The sequence below is a fragment of the Brucella tritici genome, from assembly GCF_008932285.1.
GTDB lineage: Bacteria > Pseudomonadota > Alphaproteobacteria > Rhizobiales > Rhizobiaceae > Brucella > Brucella tritici.
In genome coordinates, this window is the sequence record NZ_WBVY01000003.1 from 864,697 (window position 1) to 888,892 (window position 24,196).

The following is a 24,196-nucleotide window of genomic DNA, read 5'->3' on the forward strand; positions in this document are numbered from 1 at the left end:
TCACTTTAATACGCGGGGCAGTCAAAGATGCTGGAGCTTATCACCGGAAGGTTGACAGATTCTTCCAGTCATAAAACTCCAGATTTATTGCTTCTTTCCGGAGCCTGAAGCCGCGATGCGCGCAACAAGGTCGGGCAGGGCCGAAGTTTCCATGAGGCGGAAGTTGCGATCTTTCCAAAGTTCGCCGCTGCCGCCGGGCACCTCTGCCTGCCGGAAACCGAGCTTCTCGGCTTCCTTGAGCCTCTGTACTGCATGCGTTACCGCGCGAACAGCACCGGAAAGGCTGATTTCGCCGAAATAAACACAATCTGGCGGAAGGGCAATACCGGCCATGGATGAAACCAGTGCAGCAGCCACAGCTATATCGGCGGCAGGTTCGCTGATGCGATACCCGCCCGCAACATTCAGATAGACGTCGTGCTGCCCAAAACGAACGCCGCAATGTGATTCGAGAACGGCGAGGATCATGGCAAGTCGTCCGCCGTCCCAGCCGACGACCGCACGACGCGGGGTGCCGAGCGAGGAGGGGGCGACAAGCGCCTGTATTTCCACCAGCACCGGGCGCGTGCCTTCCATGCCGGCAAAGACTGCTGCACCCGGAGCCTTGGCATTACGCTCGCCAAGGAAAAGCTCGGATGGGTTGGAAACCTCGCGCAGTCCGCCATCGGACATCTCGAAGACGCCGATTTCGTCGGTCGGGCCAAAACGGTTCTTCACCGTGCGCAGGATACGATAGTGATGTCCGCCTTCACCCTCGAAATAGAGGACACCATCGACCATGTGCTCGACCACACGGGGGCCTGCAATCTGGCCATCTTTGGTGACATGTCCCACCAGCACGACTGCGGAACCGGTCTGCTTGGCATAGCGGATCATGGCTTGCGCCGACGAACGCACCTGCGTGACCGTGCCGGGAGCAGAATCTGCCATATCGGTCCAGAGCGTCTGGATCGAATCGATGATGACGAGGTCGGGTCGCTTGTTATCGGAGATGGTAGCGATGATGTCTTCGACGTTGGTTTCGGCAGCAAGTTCCACCGCCGACGATGCTACGCCCAGACGCTGCGCGCGCAGGCGAATCTGGGCAACCGCTTCTTCGCCCGAAACATAAACAATGCGATGGCCGCGATTGGAAAGGGCAGCTGCAGCCTGTGTCAAAAGTGTAGATTTTCCGATGCCGGGATCGCCGCCGATCAGAAGGGCTGAACCGCGCACAAAGCCGCCGCCGGTCACACGATCAAGTTCGCTGATACCGGAAATGATCCGCGGCGCATCTTCAATGTCGCCAGACAGGGAGGTGAGGGCTACAGCGCGACCTTTGCGTTTGGACAACATCGCGCCGGGGCCTGAACCGATCCCGCTATTGGTGCCTTCCTCGACAAGCGTGTTCCACTCGCCGCAGGAGTCACACTTACCCGCCCAGCGCGAATGAACTGCGCCGCAATTCTGGCAGATGAATTGAACGCGCGCCTTGGCCATCAGACGCGCTCCGTCTTGATCGTGATCTTATTATTCATACTGTTCCGGGAGATAGGAACCCTCGGCCAGATCTGCAAATCGCGTGAACTCAGACTGGAAGGCAAGCTTGACGGTGCCGGTAGGCCCGTGGCGCTGCTTGGCGATGATGACGTCAGCAGTGCCGCGCACTTTTTCAAAGTGCTGCTTCCATTCTTCATATTTCGGGTCGAATTCATCACGCGGTTCGAGGTTCTTGACGTAATATTCCTCGCGGAACACGAAAAGCACCACGTCGGCGTCCTGCTCGATGGAACCCGATTCACGAAGGTCGGAGAGCTGTGGGCGCTTGTCGTCGCGGCTTTCCACCTGACGGGAGAGCTGTGAAAGCGCAATGATTGGAACGTTCAGTTCCTTGCCAAGGGCCTTGAGGCCAGTGGTGATTTCGGTGATTTCCTGCACGCGGTTCTGTGCCGAGGCCTTCGACGAGCCGGTCATCAGCTGTACGTAGTCGATCACCAGAACGTCGAGGCCACGCTGGCGCTTGAGGCGACGGGCGCGGGCGGCGAGCTGCGCAATCGAGATACCACCGGTCTGGTCGATATAGAGCGGGATTTTCTGCATCACCTGCGAGCAGGCGACGAGCTTCTCGAAATCGGTCTCGGTGATGTCACCGCGACGGATCTTCGAGGAGGAAACTTCGGTCTGTTCGGAAATGATACGGGTTGCGAGCTGCTCCGCCGACATTTCGAGCGAGAAGAAGCCAACAACGCCGCCGTTGACGGCCTTCATCGAGCCATCGGCCTGTTGTTCGCCTTCATAAGAATTGGCGATGTTGAACGCAATATTGGTTGCAAGCGACGTCTTGCCCATACCCGGACGACCAGCAAGGATAATCAAGTCGGAAGGCTGCAAGCCACCCATTTTGCCATCGAGCGTATGGATGCCGGTGGAAACACCGGAAAGGTGGCCGTCACGCATGAAAGCGGCATTGGCCATATCAACGGCCGTGGTGACAGCATCCTTGAAGGGCAGGAAACCGCCGTCATAGCGACCTGTTTCCGCCAGTTCGAACAGGCGGCGCTCAGCGTCTTCGATCTGTTCCTGCGGCGCCATGTCGACAGGTGCGTCATAGGCGACGTTCACCATGTCCTCGCCGATACCGATCAGCGCGCGGCGTGTCGCCAGATCGTAAATGGCGCGGCCATAATCCTCGGCATTGATGATGGTGACGGCTTCAGTTGCGAGACGGGTCACATACTGGAAAATCGTGAGATCGCCCACCTTGCCTTCGGTTGGCAGGAAGGTTTTCATCGTCACAGGATTTGCCATCTTGCCCACGCGAATGAGATCGGTCGTGATCTCATAGATGCGACGATGCAGAGGCTCGAAGAAATGGGTTGGCTTGAGAAAGTCCGATACCCGGTAAAAGGCATCGTTATTGATCAGGATCGCACCCAGCAGCGCCTGTTCCGCTTCAATATTGTGGGGGGCTTCCCGATAAAGCGCATCTTTCTGGTCCCGCGCATCATCGAGTTTGCGTACTGCCGCTTCCGCCATGATTCTCAATCCTGTCCCTGATGCAACCAGCTAGCCCTCAAGCGATGCCAAACGCAACGCGACTTCGAGTGATTCCTGCTGGAAGAGACAAGCTATACCATGATTCACACTGATCCACAGTTCGGATCATGGTTTTGTCAGTCCGCTGTTGACGCGGACTGACATCTCGAATCGACGGGGTCGCTGTCAGGCGTTCATGCTTTTCTTGACGGCTCGGACTTCGCTATTGGCACCTTTCGGCGCGCTGTCGAGGCGCTTGAGACGCTTTTCCTCAGCCTCGATATAGTTGCGGGTCAGTGGAACGGATTCCTGCTTGTGGGCGATCTGAATGTGAAACACCATCATGTTCTGCCAGCGGAACGCGCTTTCCGATGCCGCCAGATAGAACTCCCACATGCGGCAGAAGCGCTCGTCATAAAGCGCCTTGGCCTTGTCGCGATTGGCCATGAACGCCTCCCGCCACGCCTTCAGCGTTTCCGCATAGTGCAGCCTGAGAATTTCTACGTCGGTGACATAGAGCCCGGCCTTTTCAATATGTGGCAGAACCTCTGAAAGTGCGGGAATATAACCACCTGGGAAGATGTATTTGCGGATGAACGGGTTGGTCGCTCCCGGACCATCTGCCCGTCCGATGGCATGCAGAAGGAAAACGCCGTCCGGCTTCATCAGACGAGCGACGTGCTGGAAATATTCTGCGAAGTGGCCAACGCCTACATGTTCGAACATGCCAACCGACACCAGCCGGTCAAACTTGTCGTCGATGTTGCGATAGTCGGTCAGTTCGAACTTCGCACTGTCGGCCAGCCCCTCGTCCAGAGCGCGCTGGTTGGCAATGGCGTGCTGTTCTTCGGACAAGGTTACGCCGGTGACGTTGGCCTTGAGATGGCGGGCGAGATATAGCCCCATGCCGCCCCAGCCACAGCCGATGTCGAGCACCTTGTCGCCTTCCTTCACCAGCATCTTTGCGGCGATATGGCGCTTTTTGGCAAGTTGCGCCTCGGCCAGCGTGGCATTTGGCGGATCGAAATAGGCACAGGAATACTGTTTGTCGGGATCGAGAAACAGGTCGTAAAGCTCGCCCGAAAGGTCATAGTGACTTTTGATGTTGTTTGACGAACGCGAAATCGTGTTCATCTGCTGGAAGCGGCGGAAAAAAATACGCAGCTTTGCCAGAGCCTTCATCCACGGCTCTGTGGCGGCTGTTGGTCCGGTATTTTCGAACACGATCCTGAGCAGCGCGTAAATATCGCCTTCCAGAAAGTCGATCTCACCGTCCATGAAGCATTCGGCGAGTTTCAGTTCCGGGTCGAGTGCTACGGCGCGCTCGGCATGCTTTGTCTTGAAGTGTATATGAACAGGCACGCCCGTCTTGTCGCCATACTGCGAACGCGCACCACTAGAATCGGTAACCGTCAGGTCACCGGCTTTAATCATATGCGAAAGAACAGTACGCATCATTCCATACATCGGCCCCATCTCCTCTTGGGGATCGAAGCAGGCGCACGTCCATGCGTTTGCATGGCAGGCGGCGGTGCATAAGTATCAGAGCCGCACTGTCATCAGATTTTCAGGCAATATCCCTTTGGTCAATCGGCCTCGGGAGTAATGCCCAAGCAACGCAGACGTTTCCGTCAGCACCCTCTCCAATCCAATACTAATATGCAGAATAGGGAGTTTTACCGATCTGAAAAGAGAAAATGCCCGGCGGAGGCCGCCGGGCACGATCATATAAAGTTTACTACGATGGGAATGCATGCCATCTGGCTGGCCATTCCCATGGATAATAGGTGGCTAAATTAAGCCTGATCTTCAGCTTCGTCTTCTTCGTCGAAAACTTCTTCCGACAGAGGCTGTTCTTCGATGCCGTAGATGGCTTCGATCGAGGTCAGGTCTTCACCCTTTGCCTGACGTTCGGCTTCTTCGGTCGAACGTGCGATGTTGACCGTAACCTGAACCTGAACTTCCGGATGCAGCGAAATCGAAACTTCGTGCAGGCCGATCGTCTTGATCGGATGGTTCAGTTCAACCTGGTTGCGGTGCAGGGTGAAGCCGTTAGCCGAGATGATGTCGGCGATGTCACGGGTCGAAACAGAACCGTAGAGCTGGCCGGTTTCACCAGCCGAACGCACAACGATGAAGCTTTCGCCATTGAGCTTTTCAGCAACGGCGCTGGCTTCGTTCTTGCGTTCCAGGTTCTGGGCTTCGAGCTGAGCGCGCTGGCCTTCGAACTTCTTCTTGTTGGCTTCGTTGGCACGAAGAGCCTTGCCCTGCGGCAGCAGGAAGTTACGGGCATAGCCGTCCTTGACCTTGACGGTTTCGCCCATCTGGCCGAGGCGGCCAATGCGTTCCAGAAGAATGACTTCCATTGGAGTTTCCTTTCGAGTTTCTGATTCGGTTACTGATTGTCAGCGCCCGGCATTTTCGAGACTGGCGCACCGCGCGAAGTGTCAAAAAGTCCGAGAACCATGAAGATGAAAAGCAGGAATGCGAAGAGTATGATCGCAAAGTAGGCGAGCCACAGCGCCACCGGGCGCCACACCTTGCCGCGTGTGCGAAAATGCATGATGGCAAGGCCTGACATCATGAAACCAGCGCTGAGCGCGCCAGCAACGACGGTTGCGATCAATCCGGCGCCGCCGGGAAGGAATGCAACCGCAAGAGTGACAGCGAAGACGAGCAGGGCTGGGCGCGGCATGCGCAGCGTTGCGGGCCAGTCGTCACGCGGACGGCGCAGGCGACCCGACATGGAGATCAGGCGCTGTGCTAGATAAAGATTGCCAACGAGAATCGCGAGGCAGGTTGCCGGCTGGATTGCAGGCAGGGCGACCATCAGCAGCGACGTTACATTGTTGCGAATATCATCGCTGGCGGTGAACTGCGGATCGGCTTCAGCAACCCGGTCGATAAGCGTGTTTGCGAGTTCGCGCGCCATGTCCGGGCCAAAGCCCAGAATCGCACCGATGACGATGAAGCTGAGTGCCACCATCATGGCAAGCCGGAACACGATATCCGACAGCGGATACCAGACGAGAATATCCTTCGGTCCGCCGAGTTCTTCGGCTGGCCGCGCGAGGCCGGACAGATAGGCACCGGTCGCTGCGGGAATGAAGCTCGTCAATGCCATCAGGAGTGCTGCAAGCGGGACGGCGACAACGCCGACGGCAACCGTGGCTGTGGCGGCGGCAACGATACCGGCGCTCGAACCCCAGCCAAGGGCAACAACGAAGATGGGCAGTGGTGTCAGGAAGTAGAGAACCATGGCCATAGCCGCCATCGCGCCACCCTGGGCGATGACGCCGGACGACATCAAGGCCGAGGCAAGCCCCGCCAATATGCCGATACCGATAATGGTTCCATTGAATTTCATCAGTTTCGCTGTCCTGCTCCGGTCTTGCCGGTTCGTGCAGTTAGAGGCGGCTGCCCCAACTTGGGTTTTTATTACGCTCCGTTGCGCCCATCGCAATGGAGGAAAGGACACGGGAGGCGATCTCTGAGAGAGCGCCTCCCGAAATCTATTTCTTACTTCACAACGTAAGGCAGCAAGCCGAGGAAACGAGCGCGCTTGATCGCCTTGGCGAGTTCACGCTGCTTCTTCTGGCTGACAGCCGTAATACGGGAAGGAACGATCTTGCCGCGTTCGGAAATGTAACGCTGCAGAAGCTTGATGTCCTTATAGTCGATCTTCGGTGCATTTGCGCCGGAGAACGGGCACGTCTTGCGACGGCGATGGAAAGGACGACGGGTCGGGATCTGATTGATATCAACCATGATTATGCTCCTTCACCAGCTTCGTTGTCGCGCGGGCGACGTGGGCCGCGATCGCCCCCACGGTCGCCTCTGTCACCGCGATCACCACGGTCGAAACCGCCTTCACGACGGCGCGGACGATCATCACCATCGCGTTCGCGACGGTCGTCACGGCGGGTGAGCATGGCCGACTGGCCTTCTTCGTGTTCTTCAACGCGAACGGTGAGGAAACGAAGAACATCTTCGTTGATGCGCATCTGGCGTTCCATTTCGGCAACGGCTGCAGCCGGAGCGTCAATGTTTACGAGCGTGTAATACGCCTTGCGATTCTTCTTGATACGGTAGGTGAGGGGGCGCAGACCCCAGCTTTCGACCTTACCGACCTTGCCGCCATTAGCTTCGAGGACACCCTTGTACTGTTCGACGAGAGCGTCGACCTGCTGCTGGGAAATGTCCTGGCGGGCAAGAAGCACATGTTCATAAAGAGCCATTGGCTTTGCCTTTCTTCTGTTACAACATGCCGACACCAACGGCTAAGCCTCTGCGACTTCTCTTTTGCCGGAAAACCGGTGAAGAAAGGACGCTCACTGAGACGATCGAGAGCGGAGACACGGGAGGCAGAAGCGCTTGTGACTTCTACGGGTGTTCGTGAATTTGACTGCACAAACAACCGGCCCTCCGTTCAGCCCCCAGCTGGTGCCGAGCAATGAACGGGCGGCTATTACGTGTTTTTCCCCGGCTTTGCAAGGCGCAAACCGCACAAAAACCGGGAAATACTTGACTTTGCTGCCCTCACTGAGGCACATCCCGCCAAATTGTGCATTTAATTGCGGGCATGTCGGCGAAAACGGATATCGGTTTCGACATTATCATATGCTTAAAACCAGAATGAGGCATCAATGGCGGTAGCATTTACTTTCCCCGGACAAGGCAGCCAGGCTGTGGGCATGGGCAAGGCTCTGGCCGAGCAGTTCGCTGAAGCGCGTGCCGTTTTCGATGAAGTGGACGCGGCATTGGGCGAAAAGCTTTCCGCTACCATGTTTGAAGGACCGGAAGACGTATTGACGCTGACCGCGAATGCCCAGCCTGCGCTGATGGCCGTTTCGATGGCTGTGCTGCGGGTCATGGAAGCGCGCGGCTTTTCGCTGAAAGATAAGGTTTCCTATGTTGCCGGGCATTCGCTTGGCGAATATTCGGCGCTTTGCGCAGCCGGAACTTTCTCGCTTGCTGATACGGCGCGCCTCCTGCGCATTCGCGGTAATTCGATGCAGAAGGCTGTTCCCGTCGGTGAAGGAGCGATGGCAGCGATCATCGGTCTGGAACATGGCGACGTAGAAGTCGTCTGCGCTGAAGCCAAAGCATCCGGTTCGGTCCAGATCGCCAATGACAATGGCGGTGGACAGCTCGTCATTTCCGGTTCCAAGGCTGCGGTAGAACTGGCAGCTTCGCTTGCTTCCGAAAAGGGCGCCAAGCGTGCCATCATGCTGCCCGTATCCGCTCCCTTCCATTCAACTTTGATGGGACCTGCGGCTGACGCGATGCGTGAAGCGCTTGCGTCAGTTGAAAAGCACAATCCGATCGTGCCGCTTATCGCCAATGTGCGCGCAGCGCCGGTCACCGATGCCAACGAGATTGCTGATCTTCTCGTCGAGCAGGTTACAGGTCAGGTGCGCTGGCGCGAAACGGTCGAATGGTTTGCAGCCAATGGCGTCACCGCGCTTTATGAAGTAGGTTCGGGCAAGGTTCTGACCGGTCTGGCGCGCCGCATCTCGAAGGATGTGTCCGGCGCTGCGGTTGGTTCTGCCGAAGAAATTGAAGCAGCGCTTGCTGCTCTCAACGCTTGATCCCGAGAAGTTGCAGACTTTTTAGATAAGATCATGCGATGGAAATTGAGAAGCTAAAAGGATCCGACATGTTTGATCTGACTGGCCGCAAGGCTCTGGTAACCGGCGCAACCGGCGGTCTTGGCGAAGCGATTGCCCGCGCTCTTCATGCGCAGGGCGCAATCGTCGGCCTGCACGGCACACGCGAAGAAAAGCTGAAAGAGCTTGCCGCTGAACTTGGTGACCGCACCTTCATCTTTCCGGCCAATCTTTCTGACCGTGAGGCCGTCAAGGCTCTCGGCCAGAAGGCGGAAGAGGAAATGGGCGGCGTCGACATTCTCGTCAACAATGCCGGCATTACCCGCGACGGCCTGTTCGTGCGCATGAGCGACGAAGACTGGGATGCGGTTCTCAACGTCAACCTGACGTCGGTATTCAATCTGACGCGTGAGCTGACCCATCCGATGATGCGTCGCCGCAATGGCCGCATCATCAACATTACGTCGATTGTTGGTGTGACCGGCAATCCGGGTCAGGCGAACTATTGCGCTTCGAAAGCTGGCCTTATCGGCTTTTCCAAGTCGCTGGCACAGGAAATCGCAAGCCGCAATGTAACGGTTAACTGCATCGCTCCGGGCTTCATCGAATCGGCCATGACCGACAAGCTGAACGAAAAGCAGAAGGAAGCGATCATGAGCAATATCCCCATGAAGCGCATGGGCGTTGGCGGCGATATTGCTGCGGCAGTTGTCTATCTGGCAAGCAACGAGGCAGCCTATGTGACGGGTCAGACGCTGCACATCAATGGCGGCATGGCCATGATCTAAACCTCCTTCTTCCCTCTATTATGGTATAAAATGCCTTAATACGGGGGGTAGAAAAGGAAAAGGCGCTTTGCCTTGCTCAAGAAGCATGGTAATGCGCCCATCGAGAATTGCGGCATTCTGAGTAGAAGTGCCGCGATCCTGTTCCGAAAGGAATATCCACAGGATGACTGTCCGGGCGGCTTCGCTCGAAACTTGGCAGACATCTTATAACTTGATTACAATCCTGCATGCCGCTAACCAAGGCAGAGCAACAAACACACAGGTCGAGGTTCCGACATGAGCGATACCGCAGAGCGCGTCAAGAAAATCGTTGTTGAACATCTGGGCGTAGATGCCGACAAGGTCACGGAAGGCGCAAGCTTCATCGATGACCTCGGCGCAGACAGCCTCGACACGGTCGAGCTGGTCATGGCTTTCGAAGAAGAATTCGGCGTTGAAATTCCTGACGACGCTGCCGAAACGATCCTTACGGTCGGCGACGCTGTGAAGTTCATCGACAAGGCTTCCGCCTAATCTGAACTTGGGCATTGGGCTGGGGTTCTCGCGAATCCCGGCCCTGCTTATTTTTGTCGTTTCATTCGTCTTCACGATCGGAACGCACATGCATGAAGGCCGTTCATCGGCCTGTTTGTGAATCTGCCGGGACGCTGATCGGAGATCGTGTTCGACATGGCAGGCTCCTGTTTCAACAATTGGAGCACCATCCCTTCCAGTCAGGCCCGGACATATGTTCTGCCGGTTAAAGCCTGCGGGGCGGTGTTTGTGACATAACAAAGTTTTAAGGGGTGGATATGAGGCGTGTCGTCATCACCGGTCTTGGTCTGGTGTCGCCGCTTGCCAGCGGTGTCGAAGAGACCTGGAAGCGTCTTATTGCCGGTGAAAGCGGTGCTCGCCGCATCACGGAATTTGAAGTTGACGATCTGGCTTGCCAGATAGCCTGCCGCATTCCGGTTGGAGATGGCACCAATGGCACCTTCAACGCCGACCTCCATATGGAGCCCAAGGAACAGCGCAAGGTTGATCCCTTCATCGTCTATGCTGTCGGTGCTGCCGATCAGGCGCTGGACGATGCCGACTGGCATCCTGAAAGCGACGAGGATCAGGTCCGCACCGGTGTTCTCATCGGTTCCGGCATTGGCGGTATCGAAGGCATCGTCGAGGCAGGCTACACACTGCGCGACAAGGGCCCACGCCGTATTTCGCCGTTCTTTATTCCTGGCCGCCTGATCAATCTGGCTTCCGGCCATGTTTCCATCAAGCACGGGCTTCGCGGTCCGAACCATTCGGTCGTGACGGCTTGCGCGACCGGGACGCACGCTATCGGCGACGCTGCCCGTCTGATCGCTTTCGGCGATGCGGATGTCATGGTTGCCGGTGGAACGGAATCGCCGGTCAGCCGCATTTCGCTGGCAGGCTTTGCGGCCTGCAAGGCGCTGTCCACCAAGCGTAACGACGATCCGACCGCAGCTTCCCGTCCTTATGACGAAGACCGTGACGGCTTCGTGATGGGCGAAGGTGCGGGCGTTGTGGTTCTCGAAGAGCTGGAACACGCACTGGCGCGCGGCGCGAAAATCTATGCGGAAGTTATCGGCTACGGTCTTTCGGGCGATGCTTACCACATCACTGCTCCGACCGAGAGCGGCGAGGGTGCCGAACGTTGCATGGTCGCTGCCCTGAAGCGCGCTGAAATCACGCCGGACCAGATTGACTACATCAACGCCCATGGCACGTCGACCATGGCTGACACCATCGAACTCGGCGCTGTCGAGCGCGTGGTCGGCGATGCTGCGTCGAAGATTTCGATGTCCTCGACCAAGTCGGCTATCGGCCATCTGCTTGGTGCTGCCGGTGCAGCCGAAGCGATTTTCTCGACGCTTGCCATCCGCGACAATATCGCGCCGGCGACGCTCAATCTCGATAATCCGGCTGTCTCGACGAAGATCGATCTGGTTCCGCACAAGGCGCGTGAACGCAAGATCGATGTGGCTCTGTCGAACTCCTTCGGATTTGGCGGAACCAACGCTTCGCTGGTCCTGCGCCGATACTCCTGATCGGTGTCGCTGAAGATAGAATATTGAATTAAAAAAACGCGGGGATTTCTCCGCGTTTTTGCCAAAATAAAACCGGATGCGATGTTTAAAATCGCGAACAGCGGTTAGTGTGGTTACGACTCCGAAGAGTTTCAGCCACTCTGACGAAAATAAGTGCAAAAAGCCGTTCTGGGCGGGCATTCGGCACAATGTGTCGGGAGGTTCGCCAAAATAGATAGACAGAGTCTTTTTCCTGGTTTGGTTTGAATCATCGAAATACTCTGGACCGAGGTGATTGAGTGAATTCAGAGGCGCCATCCGGAACACCCCCTGCAGACGAGCAGCCCAAGGGCGCGACGCAGGAAACGAACGCGACTTCAAAGCCGTTCGTGCCGAAATCCGCGTCTGAAGCTCTGCGGCCCGAGCCGGGAACGCCGCCGCCGCGCAAGCGTTCGCGCCATGCGCGCAGCCAGATCGTCGTCTTCATGAATTTCATGCTGTCGCTCGTCGTGCTTGTTCTGCTCGGCGCGTCAGCCCTGTTTTATTTCGGCAAGATGCAGTTTGACGGGCAAGGTCCGCTCACGGCTGAAACGACGTTTCTCGTCAAGCGTGGCGCTGGTATTGCCGAAGTTTCCAATAGTCTGGAAAACCGCGAGATCGTCAGTGATGCGCGTATTTTCCGCTACGGTATGCGGACGCTCGGTCATGAAAATGATCTGAAGGCTGGCGAATACGCCATTCCGGCAGGCGCTTCGATGCGCGATGTGATGAATATCCTCATCAGTGGCAAATCCATCATGTATCCGCTGACCATTCCGGAAGGTCTGACGGTCAAGCAAATTTTCGACCGTATCTCGGCTGATCCGACGCTGGTTGGCGACATGCCCAAGGACATGCCGCCGGAAGGCTCGCTCTTCACCGATACGCTGAATTTCACGCGCGGCACGACGCGTTCGGAAATCATCGATCGTATGGTTGCGTCCCAGAAGAAGCTCGTGGATGAGGCCTGGGCGAAGCGTAACCCCGATCTGCCGGTCAAGGACAAGAACGAATTCGTGACGCTGGCTTCGATCGTGGAAAAGGAAACTGGCATCGCGTCGGAACGTCCGCATGTTGCCTCGGTCTTCGTCAATCGTTTGAAGAGGGGCATGCGCATCCAGTCCGATCCGACCATTATTTATGGTCTGTTCGGCGGGGCTGGCAAACCTTCTGACCGACCGATCTTCAAGTCGGACATCGAAAAGCCAACCCCTTACAACACCTATGTGATCAATGGCCTTCCGCCGACGCCGATTGCCAATCCAGGCAAGGCTGCGTTGGAAGCCGTCGCTAATCCTCTGGATACGGAAGACCTTTACTTCGTAGCCGATGGCACCGGCGGTCACGTGTTCTCGAAGACGCTGCAGGAGCACAACGCCAATGTCCGCAAGTGGCGCTCTGTGGAACAGCAGAAGAATATCGACCAACAGAACAATAGTGGCAGCAATACAGACCAGAGTTCAGGCCAGAATGCGGGCCAGTAGCGCTTCGCTATGATCTTGGGTGAATGTGAGAATATGTAACCGAAGCCGGTGTTTGCCACCGGCTTCGGCTTGATTTTTAGAGTAAGTCCGCACTATCGCGGGCCTGAGTTGAGGGGATGGAACGCATGGCGCTCCAAAGCATGACCGGATTTGCACGCCATGCCGTGCAACATGCCATGGAAGGCGGAGAGGCGCGCATCGTCTGGGAAGTGCGTTCCGTCAATGGCAAGGGGCTCGACCTTCGGCTGCGTCTGCCGCAAGGACTGGAAGCTGCCGAACATCCCGTACGCTCCATGCTGGCGCGTCATTTCTCGCGCGGTAATTTTCAGGCCAGTCTCAGTGTGGAACGCAGTGAGACGCAGGCCGGTTTCAGTATCAATCAGACCATGCTCGCGGAGGTCCTGAGGCTCGGTGCGGATTTGCAGGCGAAGCACGGACTGGCCCCCGCCAGTGTAGACGGCATTCTTTCGTTGCGCGGTATCATCGATCAGGCGCAAATGGCTGATGACGAAGACGAACGCGGCGAACTGGAAGCTGCCATCGTTTCCAGTTTTGAGGGGACACTCAAGGCCATCGCCGATGCGCGCATGCAGGAGGGAAAAGCCCTCTTCACCATTCTTTCCGCTCATGTTGACAGTATAGAGCGCCTGACCGCGAATGCGCGTCGCGACCCGTCACGCGGCACGGACGCGATCAAAACCCGTCTCGCCGGACAGGTGGCGCTGCTGATGGACGCCGCACGCGAACTCGATGAAGCGCGGCTCTATCAGGAAGCGGCGTTCCTTGCGACCAAGGCCGACATTCAGGAAGAGCTTGACCGGCTGGAGACCCATGTGGCATCCGCTCGCAAGCTTCTGGCGGACGGTGGCCCCGTCGGGCGCAAGCTCGATTTTCTTTCACAGGAATTTAATCGTGAAGCTAATACACTGTGTTCCAAATCGAATGCAGCGTCGATCACGGCCATCGGTCTGGAACTGAAAGCAGTCGTAGATCAGTTTCGCGAACAAGTACAAAATCTGGAGTAACAGGTCATGGCCATCTCTTCGGTTGAAAATGGCGTCGCACGCAGAGGCTTGATGGTGGTGATCTCGTCGCCATCCGGAGCCGGTAAGTCCACGATTGCCCGGCTGCTGCTGGAAGACAAGAAGATGAACCTCTCGCTGTCGATCAGCGTGACGACGCGCCAGCGCCGCCCGAGCGAGATCGAAGGGGTCCATTATCATTTCAAGACGATCCGCGAGTTTGAACGTCTGCGGGACAATGACGAGTTGATCGAATGGGCTGAAGTCCACGGCAATTTCTATGGCACGCTACGCGAAACGGCTGAAATCGCGCTAGCCGACGGTCAGGACATGCTGTTTGATATTGACTGGCAGGGTGCAGACCAGTTGCAAGCGAAAATGCCCGCCGACGTGGTCTCGATCTTTATCCTGCCGCCCACCATGCGCGAATTGCAGCAGCGCCTGAACCGCCGCGCGGAAGATACAGCGGATGTCATCGAGACCCGCCTGCAGAATGCGCGTTTTGAGATCCAGAAATGGGTGAAGTACGATTATATCGTGATCAATGAAGATCTTGACCGCTCCTTTACGGCTATCAAGTCGATCATTGAAGCTGAACGTCTTCGCCGTGATCGTCGCCCAGGCCTGTTTGATTTCGTAACCGGTTTGCTGGAAGAAGATCCGGCGATGTAAGTTCTGGAAAGTTGCCTTAGCCGTGTCGTTTACAAGTGCAGAAGCCAAGCATTGGTCCATCGTGGAACTCCTTCACGAGACGGTAAAGAACCCGAACATTTACGTGCGGGGCAGCCACAGCTATTACAGTAATACTTGGACGGGTTCGTTTGAAGAGAGCGTCGTTCGTTATCTTTATGGTGACGAATACAGTCTGAAGGCCTGGGAATCCCAATGGTCTGTCGATCAGCTCTATATTGGCGACTACGTTTGTATAGGTGCAGAGACCGTTATTCTGATGGTTGGTAACCACACGCATCGCACGGACTGGTTCAGTCTCTATCCATTTCCAGATGTCATTCTTGATGCCTATAAGGGCAAGGGGGACACGATTATCGAGGATGGGGTGGCTTGGAATGCGCTCCATGATTATGCCCGGGATCACTGTTGGTGAAGGCGCAATTATTGCGTCAGGCGCCATCGTCACCAAAGACGTTGCAGCTTATACTATCGTGGCTGGCAATCCTGCAGTCCCAATTCGCTCCCGTTTTCCGGCAGCGACGGTCGAGACGCTTCTTGGACTTGGAATCTACAAGTGGGACGAAAAGAAATTTGACGCGATGAGAGCGTATCTTTGCGCCGATGATATCGGCGCGCTTGCGAAAGCTTCCGCTGACTACGACAAAAATGCCGGAACGGCAGAATAAATCCGTTCATGACAGTTTGATTGTCACCCGATCTGTATCGGCAACCAATTGCCGAAAGGCATCGAGAAACGGCTTTCCGCTGCGGGTTTTCAACACGCCCAGTGCTTCGACATTGCTGAATACCAGTTCGCATTCGCCAGGCCAGCCTGGGCCTTGCCATTGCACAGCGTCCCAGAATGAGTCGAGGGTGTAGCCGAAGGATTCTGGGTCTTGGGCTGGAACGACGGAAAGATACCGCCGCCAAAGATCGTCGGAGCTTTCTATTCCAGTGCAATCGATTTCATAAATGGGCAGCATATCAGCCTAGCAGAATCAGCAGGCCGTCCACCATGCCTAGGACAAGGATGATTGCGCCCATCGTGATGGCTGTCACGACCAGCATACGCTTTTGCCGGTCGCGTTTTTCCGTTCGCTTGCCCGTCCAGTCATAAGGCGATTCAGGCATTCCTCTCTCCAGATCAGCCCGGCATCGAATACCGCTGTGCAGGCCGTTACCCTCACAGCCTGCACTTTACCGGTGATATCTGCAAGTTAGATGACGCTAATAAGGGCTTATGACTGAAACTGCGGATGACCATTGGGCTTCTATACAGCCGTGCCGCCCACCGTGACCTGATCCATGCGCAGATGCGGCTGACCGACGCCAACAGGAACCCATTGACCACCCTTACCGCAATTGCCGCTGCCGGTATCGAGCTTCATGTCGTTGCCGATCATTGAAATCCGCTGCATGGCATCCGGACCGTTGCCGATCAGCATCGCCCCCTTGATCGGTGCACCGACCTTGCCATCCTCGATCATATAAGCTTCCGTACAGCCGAACACGAACTTGCCCGATGTGATATCCACCTGACCGCCGCCGAAGGAAACCGCATAGATGCCCTTCTTCATGGAGGCGATGATTTCTTCCGGCGTCTTGTCGCCGGAAAGCATGTAGGTGTTGGTCATGCGTGGCATGGGAGCATGGGCATAGGATTCGCGGCGTCCATTGCCGGTAGCTTCCATACCCATCAGGCGGGCGTTCTGACGGTCCTGCATATAATTGACGAGTTTGCCGTCGTCGATCAGCACTGTGCGATTGGTGGGCGTGCCTTCATCGTCAATCGTGAGAGAACCACGCCGCTCGGCGATAGTTCCGTCGTCGATAACCGTGACACCCTTGGAGGCAACCTGCTGTCCAAGCAGACCAGCAAAGGCAGAGGTCTTCTTGCGGTTAAAGTCACCTTCCAGCCCATGCCCGACAGCTTCATGCAGCATAACACCCGGCCAGCCATTGGCGAGAACGATATCGAATGTACCTGCCGGGGCAGGGATAGCTTCAAGATTGACGAGCGCCTGGCGCAATGCCTCATCCGCCGCGTGCTGCCAGCTTTCGGCGGTGATGAATTCGCCGAATCCCTTGCGTCCGCCAACCGTATGCGAACCTGATTCCTGACGGTCGCCATTGCCAGCCACGACAGAAACGCTCAGGCGTACCATGGGCCGTATATCGCGCACGAAATGACCGTCGGCACGCAGAATTTCGACCTGCTGCCACGACCCTGCGAGTGAAACAGAAACCTGACGTATTTTCGGGTCCTTGGCGCGCAAATAGGCATCAACCTGCTGCAAAAGCTGCACTTTCGCGTCGAATGACGGTGAGCCGATGGGGTTCTCATCCGTGTAAAGGTGTCGGTTGGTGCCAGCAGGCGCCGCCGCATAGTTTCCACCGTAGCCCTTTAAGGTAGCGGAAACCGCGTCGGATGCGCGTTTCAAGGCAGCAAGCGAAAGATCGCCCGCATGGGCATAGCCGATGGCCTCACCTGCAACTGACCGCAATCCGAATCCCTGATCCTGATTGAATGAACCGGTCTTGAGGCGACCATTATCGAAAACAAGCGCTTCCGCTTCGCGATATTCCACGAAGAGCTCGCCATCGTCGCTGCCTTTCAGGCTTTGGGCGACAAGGCGCTCGATATCGTCGCGGCTGGCGTCGAAACTGTCGATCAGGCTTTTCATAAAAATAAATCCTGCAGCATGTGTTTGCTGAAGGATGTAAGCCTTAAACCGGTTAAGAACAACCACGCGATGCAGAACTGTTGAGATTCTGGTGATGGCGCTGCGAAAACCGTGGGCCGCGAGAACCGGAACAGAGTGTACTTTAAAGGGTACATGAGCACCGGAAGCGCAGCGGGATGCGGTTTGCCGCCCGCCAGCGCCGGAATACCGATAGTTCTTAGGGAAGGGCGTCGAAGCCTTCACCAAACCCCTTCAGATCAACGGGGATGCCTACGCCTTCTTCCGGTGTCTGGAAGACGATGAAGGTAGCAGCCTTGCCGGAACGCAATGTCTTGAGGAGATCATCCTCAAGGATCACCTCAGCGTAGCAGCCGTCTTCAAAGCAGCGGACGAAATAGGCGCGACCGATATCCTTGCCATCGACATTGAGGCCAAGTCCGTTAGGCAGCAAAACACCGAGCGGGGCCAATACGCGGAGAATGCGGGCCTTGTTGTCTGCTGTTTTGAGAACGACAACTGAAAGGCCCAGTTCAGGGCGCTTTGCTGCGACCACGTTCTGGATCAGCGCGCACTGCTCGGTTTTGGCGCCGGCTGGCGTATCACAGAGAACTGACCACGCGCCATGCTGCGACTTGAGCTTGCCGCTCTGCTGCGGGCTGGTCGGAGCAGCCTGCGACTGGGCGGCAGGGGCTTCTTGTGGGGTTTGTAACTGTGCCGGTGTTTCCTGAGCAACCGAAGGAAGCGTTGCAACGGCAAGCGTCAAGCTGACGCCTGTTGCAAGAGTTGCGAGGCGCTGGCTGATCGTGCGGCGGGCAAGCATGCGAAAAGTCATGAAATCTCCAGATCGAATCACCGGGACGTTAACGCGCTGCATTGGCCATGAAAAGCGCCGTGATTGGCGTTAATCTGTCCTGGCCATCATAGCAACGGTGATACCGTCTGTTGCACCGATTGTCACGCGGCACGTTAAAAGAAACGTCTTGTCAAATCATGGCTTCATTATGGGTTTCGTGCGGTTTTCCCAAGTTTTCGCGATGAAAACGAGCGGCTGTGGCACGTTGAATAAACTTGGACATTTACGTTTCTCCATGCAGGCTGCGCGCAAAAATGCCGCACAGGAACATATTCGCCTTCCTTGCGGTGTGCGCTAAGGTGTGGTTTGAACGCCGACGGGGGATGCGGCCGTCTTTAGCGTCCGGCGTCCAGCTCGAAAGGGCGAAAAGGGAGAGAGTTCTGGTGGATAAGATTGTTGCCACAACGAAGGGCGCCTTCGGCGGCGCTCTTGCAGTGCTGTGGACGACTGGTGCCGCTTTTGCGGATCAGCCTCGTCCCTGGGAATGGAGATTTCAGGACGCAGCGACTGGGATTGCCGAACAGATTCATTGGTTTGAGCGTTATACGCTCTGGTTCATTATTCCAATTACCTTGCTGGTTCTGTTTTTGTTGCTTTGGGTTGTGTTTCGCTTTCGCGCGAGTGCAAACCCCGAGCCGTCCAAAACCAGCCATAATACCGCTATTGAAGTGATCTGGACCATCGGGCCTGTGATCATTCTTCTGTTTCTGGCGGTTCCGTCTTTCCAGCTCCTGACGGCGCAATATTCGCCCGAAGATCCGACGCTGACAGTCAAGGCAACGGGATACCAGTGGTACTGGGGTTACGAATATCAGATCGATAATCCGGTCAGCTTTGATGCCCTTCTGCTGAAGGACAGTGATCGCGCTGCTGCCGGAAAAGAGGATCGTGCGCGTTATCCGCGTCTTCTCGCCGTCGACAACGAAGTCGTGGTTCCGGTTGGTGAAACGGTTCGCCTCCTCGTCACCGCTGCCGACGTGATCCATTCGTGGACGATCCCGGCTTTCGGTGTGAAGATGGATGCCGTTCCGGGTCGCATCAACGAAGCTTGGTTCAAGGCGGACAAGGAAGGCCTTTATTACGGTCAGTGCTCTGAGCTTTGCGGCAAGGATCATGGCTTCATGCCGATCGCCGTGCGCGTTGTCTCGAAAGAGCAGTATCAGACCTGGATCGCGGCTGCGGGATCGGATCTGAACGGCGCGAATAAGGCACTTCAGGCCACTGTTGAAGGTGGTGCAAACGATAAGGTGGCTGCGGCGGGTCTTTAGATCCCGAACGCCAAGACTGTTGAAAAACGGGAGCGAATTCCATGGCTGGCACAGCAGCTCACGAGCATGGTGCCCACGACGACCACAAGCCGCACGGCTGGGTTCGTTGGGTATACTCGACCAATCATAAAGACATCGGTACTCTGTACCTGATTTTTGCAATCATCGCCGGTATCATCGGCGGCGCACTGTCCATCGCGATGCGCGCCGAACTCCAGGAGCCGGGCATTCAGATTTTCCATGGGCTGGCGTCCATGGTCTACGGTGTTGAGGGCGATGCTGCGCTTGATGCCGGCAAGCAGATGTTCAATGTGTTCACCTCCGCGCACGCTCTGGTCATGATCTTTTTCATGGTCATGCCGGCGCTGATCGGTGGCTTTGCCAACTGGATGGTGCCGCTGATGATCGGCGCGCCGGACATGGCTTTCCCGCGCATGAACAATATTTCGTTCTGGCTTCTGCCGCCTGCACTGTTGCTGCTGATGATCTCGCTGTTCATGCCTTCGGCGCCCGGTGGCTGGGGTCCCGGCGGCGGCTGGACGCTGTATCCGCCTCTGTCGACCTCGGGTCAGCCCGGACCAGCTGTGGACTTCGCCATTCTGGCAATCCACATTTCGGGTGCGTCGTCGATCCTCGGTGCGATCAATTTCATTACGACGATTCTGAACATGCGCGCACCGGGCATGACGCTGCACAAGATGCCGCTCTTTGCCTGGGCTGTGCTGGTGACGGCGTTCTTGCTTCTGCTTTCGCTGCCGGTTCTGGCAGGCGGCATCACCATGCTGCTGACCGATCGTAACTTCGGAACGACCTTCTTCACGCCGGATGGCGGTGGTGATCCGATCCTGTACCAGCATTTGTTCTGGTTCTTCGGGCATCCGGAAGTGTACATTCTGATTCTGCCGGGCTTCGGCATTGTCAGCCACATCGTATCGACCTTCTCGCGCAAGCCGATCTTTGGTTACCTCGGCATGGCTTACGCTATGGTCGCGATTGGTGTTGTCGGCTTCGTCGTCTGGGCTCACCACATGTATACGGTCGGCCTGTCGCTCGATACACAGCGTTATTTCGTGTTCGCGACGATGGTCATCGCGGTTCCCACAGGGATCAAGATCTTCTCGTGGATCGCGACGATGTGGGGTGGTTCGATCACCTTCCGCGCACCGATGTTGTGGGCAATCGGCTTCATCTTCCTGTTTACGGTTGGTGGCGTGACGGGCGTGCAGCTTGCCAATGCCGGTCTCGACCGTGCACTGCACGACACCTACTACGTTGTGGCGCACTTCCATTACGTTCTGTCGCTGGGTGCCGTGTTTGCGATCTTTGCGGGCTGGTACTACTGGTTCCCGAAGATGAGCGGCTACATGTACAATGAGTTCACGGCGAAGCTGCACTTCTGGGTCACCTTCGTTGGTGTGAACTTGGTTTTCTTCCCGCAGCACTTCCTCGGTCTTGCTGGCATGCCGCGCCGTTACATTGACTATCCGGATGCCTATGCAGGCTGGAATATGGTGTCGTCCTACGGCTCTTATATTTCGGGCTTCGCCGTTCTGATCTTCCTCTACAATGTCTTCGAGGCATTCGCGAAGAAGCGTGAAGCCGGTGCAAACCCGTGGGGTGAAGGCGCAACCACACTGGAATGGCAGCTTTCATCGCCGCCGCCGTTCCACCAGTGGGAACAGCTGCCGCGTATCAAGTAATTGTGCGATGGGCGGAGTCGGGAAAAGACTTCGCCCATCTTTACAAAATGTGCTATGGGCGGGCGACATTCTGTTCCGCCCGTCGCCGGTAGACGAAAAGTCGGCCATCAAGCACGGCATTTCCGGCGGGAACAGAACGGTTTCCGGGAGGACATTGTTGTGATTGTGCCAATCCACGCTGTAGGGGCGTGGTGTTCGGGCCGGTGAACTTGAGGTTTTTGAAGTTAAAATGTCTCTGGTGGAAAAAAACGCAGGTACCGATGACGCACTCGTTCTCTCCGAGGCGACCGCGCGGGATTACCTTGTTCTTTTGAAACCCCGGGTGATGTCCCTTGTGGTCTTCACCGGGCTGGTCGGTCTCGTAGTCGCGCCAGGACATATGAACCCTGTATTGGCTGCTATCAGCATCCTGTGCATTGCAGTTGGCGCAGGTGCCTCCGGCGCGCTGAACATGTGGTACGATGCGGATATCGATGCGGTCATGAAGCGCACGCGCAACCGACCTATCCCGGCTGGCGTCATTGCGCCCAATCAGGTTCTGGCCTTCGGTTTGACCTTGTCAGCCTTCTCGGTGGTTACATTTGGTCTGATGGTCAACTGGCTGGCAGCAGCGCTGCTGGCATTCACGATCTTTTTCTACGCAGTCATCTACACCATGTGGCTGAAGCGCTCGACGCCACAGAATATTGTCATCGGCGGTGCGGCAGGCGCATTCCCTCCGATGATCGGTTGGGCGGCTGCGACCGGCGAAATCGCCTGGGACAGCGTTGTTCTGTTCATGATTATCTTCCTGTGGACGCCTCCGCATTTCTGGGCGCTGTCGCTCTTTTCAGCCAATGACTACGAAGCGGCGCGCATTCCGATGATGCCGAACGTCAAAGGTGAGCTTTCGACCCGTCGTCAGGCGCTATTCTATTCGATCATTATGGCACCGGTTGGGGTTCTGCCCTGGGTGCTCGGTTTTGCTGGCCCTGTCTATGGCGCGGTTTCGACGCTGCTCGGACTGGCTTTCGTTTATTATGCATGGCGGCTATGGGCTGCCGGATCGCAGCCAGCAATGCTGGCTGCTGCCCGCAAGCTGTTTCGTTTTTCGCTGCTCTACCTGTCGGGACTGTTTGCGGTACTGCTTGTCGAGACGCTGGTCATGAAGGCGTTGGTCGCCTTTGGAGTGTTCTAATGGATAAAACCGTACAGAAGCCGGTGGATAGCGAACTGGAACTGATCGTTCCGACGGAGCAGCAGAAGCGAGCCCAGCGCAATCGTTCCTGGGGACTGGCAATAGCGCTGGCTCTGTTCGTGCTGCTTGTTTACGTCGGCACGATTGCCAAGCTGGGCGCTAACATTCTGGTACGGCCGCTTTAAATTTTATCTGGGAGGAAAAAATGGCGGATCAGCAGGAAAAAGATCAGAAGCTGAAAAAGCAGCAGCGTTCCAACGCGACGATTGCTTTTGCTTGCCTGTCGTTCTTTGTCTGCATGATCGGTGCGGCCTATGCCTCTGTGCCGCTTTACCGTATTTTCTGTCAGGTGACGGGCTATGGCGGCACGACACAGCGTGTCGAACAGTACTCCGATACGATTCTCGATAGGACCATCAAGGTACGTTTCGACGCGAATACGGCCAACGGGTTGCCATGGGATTTCAAGCCCGTGCAGCGTGAGGTTACGGTTCGCATTGGCGAAACGACGATGATCAAATATGAAGCGCGCAACCTGTTCGATCAGCCGACCTATGGCCGCGCAAGCTTCAACGTCGCGCCGGGCCGGGCTGGGGCTTATTTTAACAAGGTTGAATGCTTCTGCTTCACGGATACGACCTTGAAGCCGGGCGAGGACATGGAAATGCCGGTGGTGTTCTTTGTCGATCCGGAGATCGTCAATGATCCCGATCTGAAGGACGTCAAGACGATCACGCTGTCCTATACGTTCTTTCCGATTGAGAAACCGAAGCCTGTCGCAAATGCCAAGGCGGAGACATCGACAAACGGAAGCTGATACCTAACGGCGCATAATGCCACAAAGACAAAACAATGAAGCGGTTTTATTCTGATAAGAAATACCGCTTGTTACAGACAGACTTGCTTGGAACCGTATTGGCGGTTTAAGCAGGAAGGTACGAGAGAGGAGCCCCTAAGGGGATTTACGGGGAGAGACATGGCCGACGTTCATCAGAAAAATCACGACTATCATATCATCGCGCCCAGTCCTTGGCCGTTTCTGAGTTCGGTGGGTGCATTCGTGCTTGCCGTCGGCGGTATTGCGTGGATGCGTTACATCAATGCCGGTGAGCTGCCGTTCTTCGGCCTCAACGTTGTGACGCCATGGATTTTCTTCATCGGCCTCGCGATCGTGCTCTACTGCATGTATGGCTGGTGGTCAGATACGATCAAGGAAGGGCACGAGGGGCACCATACCCGCGTCGTGTCGCTGCATCTGCGCTACGGCATGATCATGTTCATCGCCTCGGAAGTCATGTTCTTCGTGGCTTGGTTTTGGGCGTTTTTCGATGCAAGCCTTTTCCCCAATGAAGTGCATCAGGTAGCGCGCGCCACATTCACGGGCGGCGTCTGGCCTCCAAAGGGCATCGAGGTTCTCGATCCTCTGCACCTGCCACTCTACAATACCGTAATCCTGCTCCTGTCGGGCACGACGCTGACCTGGGCGCACCATGCGCTGTTGCACAATGATCGCAAGGGCATGATCACCGGTCTGGCGATCACGGTCGCTCTCGGCGTCCTGTTCTCCTTCGTGCAGGCCTATGAGTACGTTCACGCACCGTTTGCGTTCAAGGACTCGATCTACGGCGCAACCTTCTTCATGGCGACCGGTTTCCACGGATTCCACGTCATCATCGGCACGATCTTCCTTCTGGTCTGCCTTATCCGCGCTATCGGCGGTGACTTCACGCCAAAGCAGCATTTCGGCTTCGAAGCCGCTGCCTGGTACTGGCACTTCGTCGACGTGGTCTGGCTGTTCCTCTTCTTCGCCATCTATGTATGGGGTGGATGGGGCGCACCGATGCACGGTGGCTGA

The 24,196-nt window shown here is 56.3% G+C and carries 26 protein-coding genes; 15 read left to right on the forward strand and 11 right to left on the reverse strand.

What is annotated here, in order from left to right:
• Positions 1–84: 84 nt before the first annotated feature.
• The 7 genes from radA to rpsF form a co-directional block, all read right to left on the reverse strand.
• Positions 85–1,479 carry a DNA repair protein RadA gene (gene radA / locus F9K94_RS13990; RefSeq protein WP_061345134.1) on the reverse strand — a complete coding sequence of 465 codons (1,395 nt, stop codon included), beginning with the start codon at positions 1,477–1,479 and terminating at the stop codon, positions 85–87.
• 30 nt (positions 1,480–1,509) lie between these two features.
• On the reverse strand, positions 1,510–3,015 hold the full coding sequence (locus F9K94_RS13995; protein WP_061345135.1) for a replicative DNA helicase: 1,506 nt from the start codon (positions 3,013–3,015) through the stop codon (positions 1,510–1,512).
• Between the two features lie 186 nt (positions 3,016–3,201).
• Entirely contained in the window at positions 3,202–4,482 is a 1,281-nt protein-coding gene (locus F9K94_RS14000; RefSeq protein WP_061345136.1) for an SAM-dependent methyltransferase, read from the reverse strand.
• Positions 4,483–4,811: 329 nt separating this feature from the next.
• Entirely contained in the window at positions 4,812–5,381 is a 570-nt protein-coding gene (rplI, locus tag F9K94_RS14005; RefSeq protein ID WP_061345138.1) for a 50S ribosomal protein L9, read from the reverse strand.
• Between the two features lie 29 nt (positions 5,382–5,410).
• The gene (locus F9K94_RS14010; RefSeq protein ID WP_151646300.1) at positions 5,411–6,382 is read right to left on the reverse strand and encodes a DUF2232 domain-containing protein; all 972 of its coding nucleotides are present in this window, start codon (positions 6,380–6,382) and stop codon (positions 5,411–5,413) included.
• 152 nt (positions 6,383–6,534) lie between these two features.
• Positions 6,535–6,783, reverse strand: coding sequence for a 30S ribosomal protein S18 (gene rpsR / locus F9K94_RS14015; protein ID WP_006466219.1), 249 nt, complete (start codon positions 6,781–6,783; stop codon positions 6,535–6,537).
• A gap of 2 nt (positions 6,784–6,785) precedes the next feature.
• A complete protein-coding gene (gene rpsF / locus F9K94_RS14020) occupies positions 6,786–7,253 on the reverse strand; it encodes a 30S ribosomal protein S6 (RefSeq protein ID WP_151646303.1) in 468 nt (155 codons plus the stop codon).
• A 408-nt stretch (positions 7,254–7,661) separates the two neighbouring features.
• On the opposite strand from rpsF, the gene fabD reads away from it, so the two are divergent.
• The 9 genes from fabD to F9K94_RS24690 all read left to right on the forward strand — a co-directional run bounded on the left by fabD (position 7,662) and on the right by F9K94_RS24690 (position 15,345).
• Positions 7,662–8,606, forward strand: a complete 945-nt coding sequence (gene fabD / locus F9K94_RS14030; RefSeq protein WP_151646305.1) for an ACP S-malonyltransferase — start codon at positions 7,662–7,664, stop codon at positions 8,604–8,606.
• Positions 8,607–8,674: 68 nt separating this feature from the next.
• Positions 8,675–9,412 carry a 3-oxoacyl-[acyl-carrier-protein] reductase gene (gene fabG, locus F9K94_RS14035; RefSeq protein ID WP_151646307.1) on the forward strand — a complete coding sequence of 246 codons (738 nt, stop codon included), beginning with the start codon at positions 8,675–8,677 and terminating at the stop codon, positions 9,410–9,412.
• A gap of 276 nt (positions 9,413–9,688) precedes the next feature.
• Positions 9,689–9,925 (forward strand): acyl carrier protein, encoded by a 237-nt coding sequence (locus tag F9K94_RS14045; RefSeq protein ID WP_002963616.1) that lies wholly within the window; start codon positions 9,689–9,691, stop codon positions 9,923–9,925.
• Positions 9,926–10,203: 278 nt separating this feature from the next.
• Positions 10,204–11,463, forward strand: a complete 1,260-nt coding sequence (fabF, locus tag F9K94_RS14050) for a beta-ketoacyl-ACP synthase II (protein ID WP_010658390.1) — start codon at positions 10,204–10,206, stop codon at positions 11,461–11,463.
• A gap of 278 nt (positions 11,464–11,741) precedes the next feature.
• Positions 11,742–12,965, forward strand: a complete 1,224-nt coding sequence (mltG, locus tag F9K94_RS14055; protein WP_151646309.1) for an endolytic transglycosylase MltG — start codon at positions 11,742–11,744, stop codon at positions 12,963–12,965.
• A 125-nt stretch (positions 12,966–13,090) separates the two neighbouring features.
• Positions 13,091–13,990, forward strand: a complete 900-nt coding sequence (locus F9K94_RS14060) for a YicC/YloC family endoribonuclease (protein ID WP_151554228.1) — start codon at positions 13,091–13,093, stop codon at positions 13,988–13,990.
• Between the two features lie 6 nt (positions 13,991–13,996).
• Complete coding sequence (gene gmk, locus F9K94_RS14065) at positions 13,997–14,659, forward strand: guanylate kinase (RefSeq protein ID WP_151646311.1); 663 nt, start codon at positions 13,997–13,999, stop codon at positions 14,657–14,659.
• A 22-nt stretch (positions 14,660–14,681) separates the two neighbouring features.
• Positions 14,682–15,092 carry an LbetaH domain-containing protein gene (locus tag F9K94_RS24685; RefSeq protein WP_235920621.1) on the forward strand — a complete coding sequence of 137 codons (411 nt, stop codon included), beginning with the start codon at positions 14,682–14,684 and terminating at the stop codon, positions 15,090–15,092.
• On the forward strand, positions 15,064–15,345 hold the full coding sequence (locus F9K94_RS24690) for an LbetaH domain-containing protein (RefSeq protein ID WP_235920622.1): 282 nt from the start codon (positions 15,064–15,066) through the stop codon (positions 15,343–15,345). Before F9K94_RS24685 ends, F9K94_RS24690 begins: the two co-directional genes overlap by 29 nt.
• Before the next feature lie 6 nt (positions 15,346–15,351).
• Here the strand turns inward: F9K94_RS24690 and F9K94_RS14075 are convergent, their stop codons facing one another.
• From F9K94_RS14075 to F9K94_RS14085, 4 genes are all read right to left on the reverse strand, one after another.
• A complete protein-coding gene (locus F9K94_RS14075; protein ID WP_151646313.1) occupies positions 15,352–15,642 on the reverse strand; it encodes a hypothetical protein in 291 nt (96 codons plus the stop codon).
• A 1-nt stretch (position 15,643) separates the two neighbouring features.
• Positions 15,644–15,790: a hypothetical protein gene (locus F9K94_RS24425; RefSeq protein ID WP_155723778.1), complete on the reverse strand. Its 147-nt coding sequence runs from the start codon at positions 15,788–15,790 to the stop codon at positions 15,644–15,646.
• A 140-nt stretch (positions 15,791–15,930) separates the two neighbouring features.
• Positions 15,931–17,343 carry a metalloprotease TldD gene (gene tldD, locus F9K94_RS14080; RefSeq protein WP_151646315.1) on the reverse strand — a complete coding sequence of 471 codons (1,413 nt, stop codon included), beginning with the start codon at positions 17,341–17,343 and terminating at the stop codon, positions 15,931–15,933.
• 217 nt (positions 17,344–17,560) lie between these two features.
• Positions 17,561–18,175: an invasion associated locus B family protein gene (locus F9K94_RS14085; protein WP_061345149.1), complete on the reverse strand. Its 615-nt coding sequence runs from the start codon at positions 18,173–18,175 to the stop codon at positions 17,561–17,563.
• A gap of 404 nt (positions 18,176–18,579) precedes the next feature.
• Here F9K94_RS14085 and coxB point away from each other — a divergent pair, with 404 nt between their 5' ends.
• The 6 genes from coxB (at position 18,580) to F9K94_RS14115 (ending at position 24,196) form a co-directional block, all read left to right on the forward strand.
• A complete protein-coding gene (coxB, locus tag F9K94_RS14090) occupies positions 18,580–19,464 on the forward strand; it encodes a cytochrome c oxidase subunit II (protein ID WP_061345150.1) in 885 nt (294 codons plus the stop codon).
• Positions 19,465–19,505: 41 nt separating this feature from the next.
• Entirely contained in the window at positions 19,506–21,164 is a 1,659-nt protein-coding gene (gene ctaD, locus F9K94_RS14095) for a cytochrome c oxidase subunit I (protein ID WP_061345151.1), read from the forward strand.
• A gap of 229 nt (positions 21,165–21,393) precedes the next feature.
• Positions 21,394–22,341, forward strand: a complete 948-nt coding sequence (locus tag F9K94_RS14100; protein ID WP_151646317.1) for a heme o synthase — start codon at positions 21,394–21,396, stop codon at positions 22,339–22,341.
• Positions 22,341–22,526 (forward strand): hypothetical protein, encoded by a 186-nt coding sequence (locus F9K94_RS14105; RefSeq protein WP_061345153.1) that lies wholly within the window; start codon positions 22,341–22,343, stop codon positions 22,524–22,526. The genes F9K94_RS14100 and F9K94_RS14105 overlap by 1 nt, the downstream gene beginning before the upstream one ends.
• Positions 22,527–22,546: 20 nt before the next feature.
• Positions 22,547–23,158, forward strand: a complete 612-nt coding sequence (locus F9K94_RS14110; protein ID WP_061345154.1) for a cytochrome c oxidase assembly protein — start codon at positions 22,547–22,549, stop codon at positions 23,156–23,158.
• A gap of 159 nt (positions 23,159–23,317) precedes the next feature.
• Positions 23,318–24,196, forward strand: a complete 879-nt coding sequence (locus F9K94_RS14115) for a cytochrome c oxidase subunit 3 (RefSeq protein ID WP_061345155.1) — start codon at positions 23,318–23,320, stop codon at positions 24,194–24,196.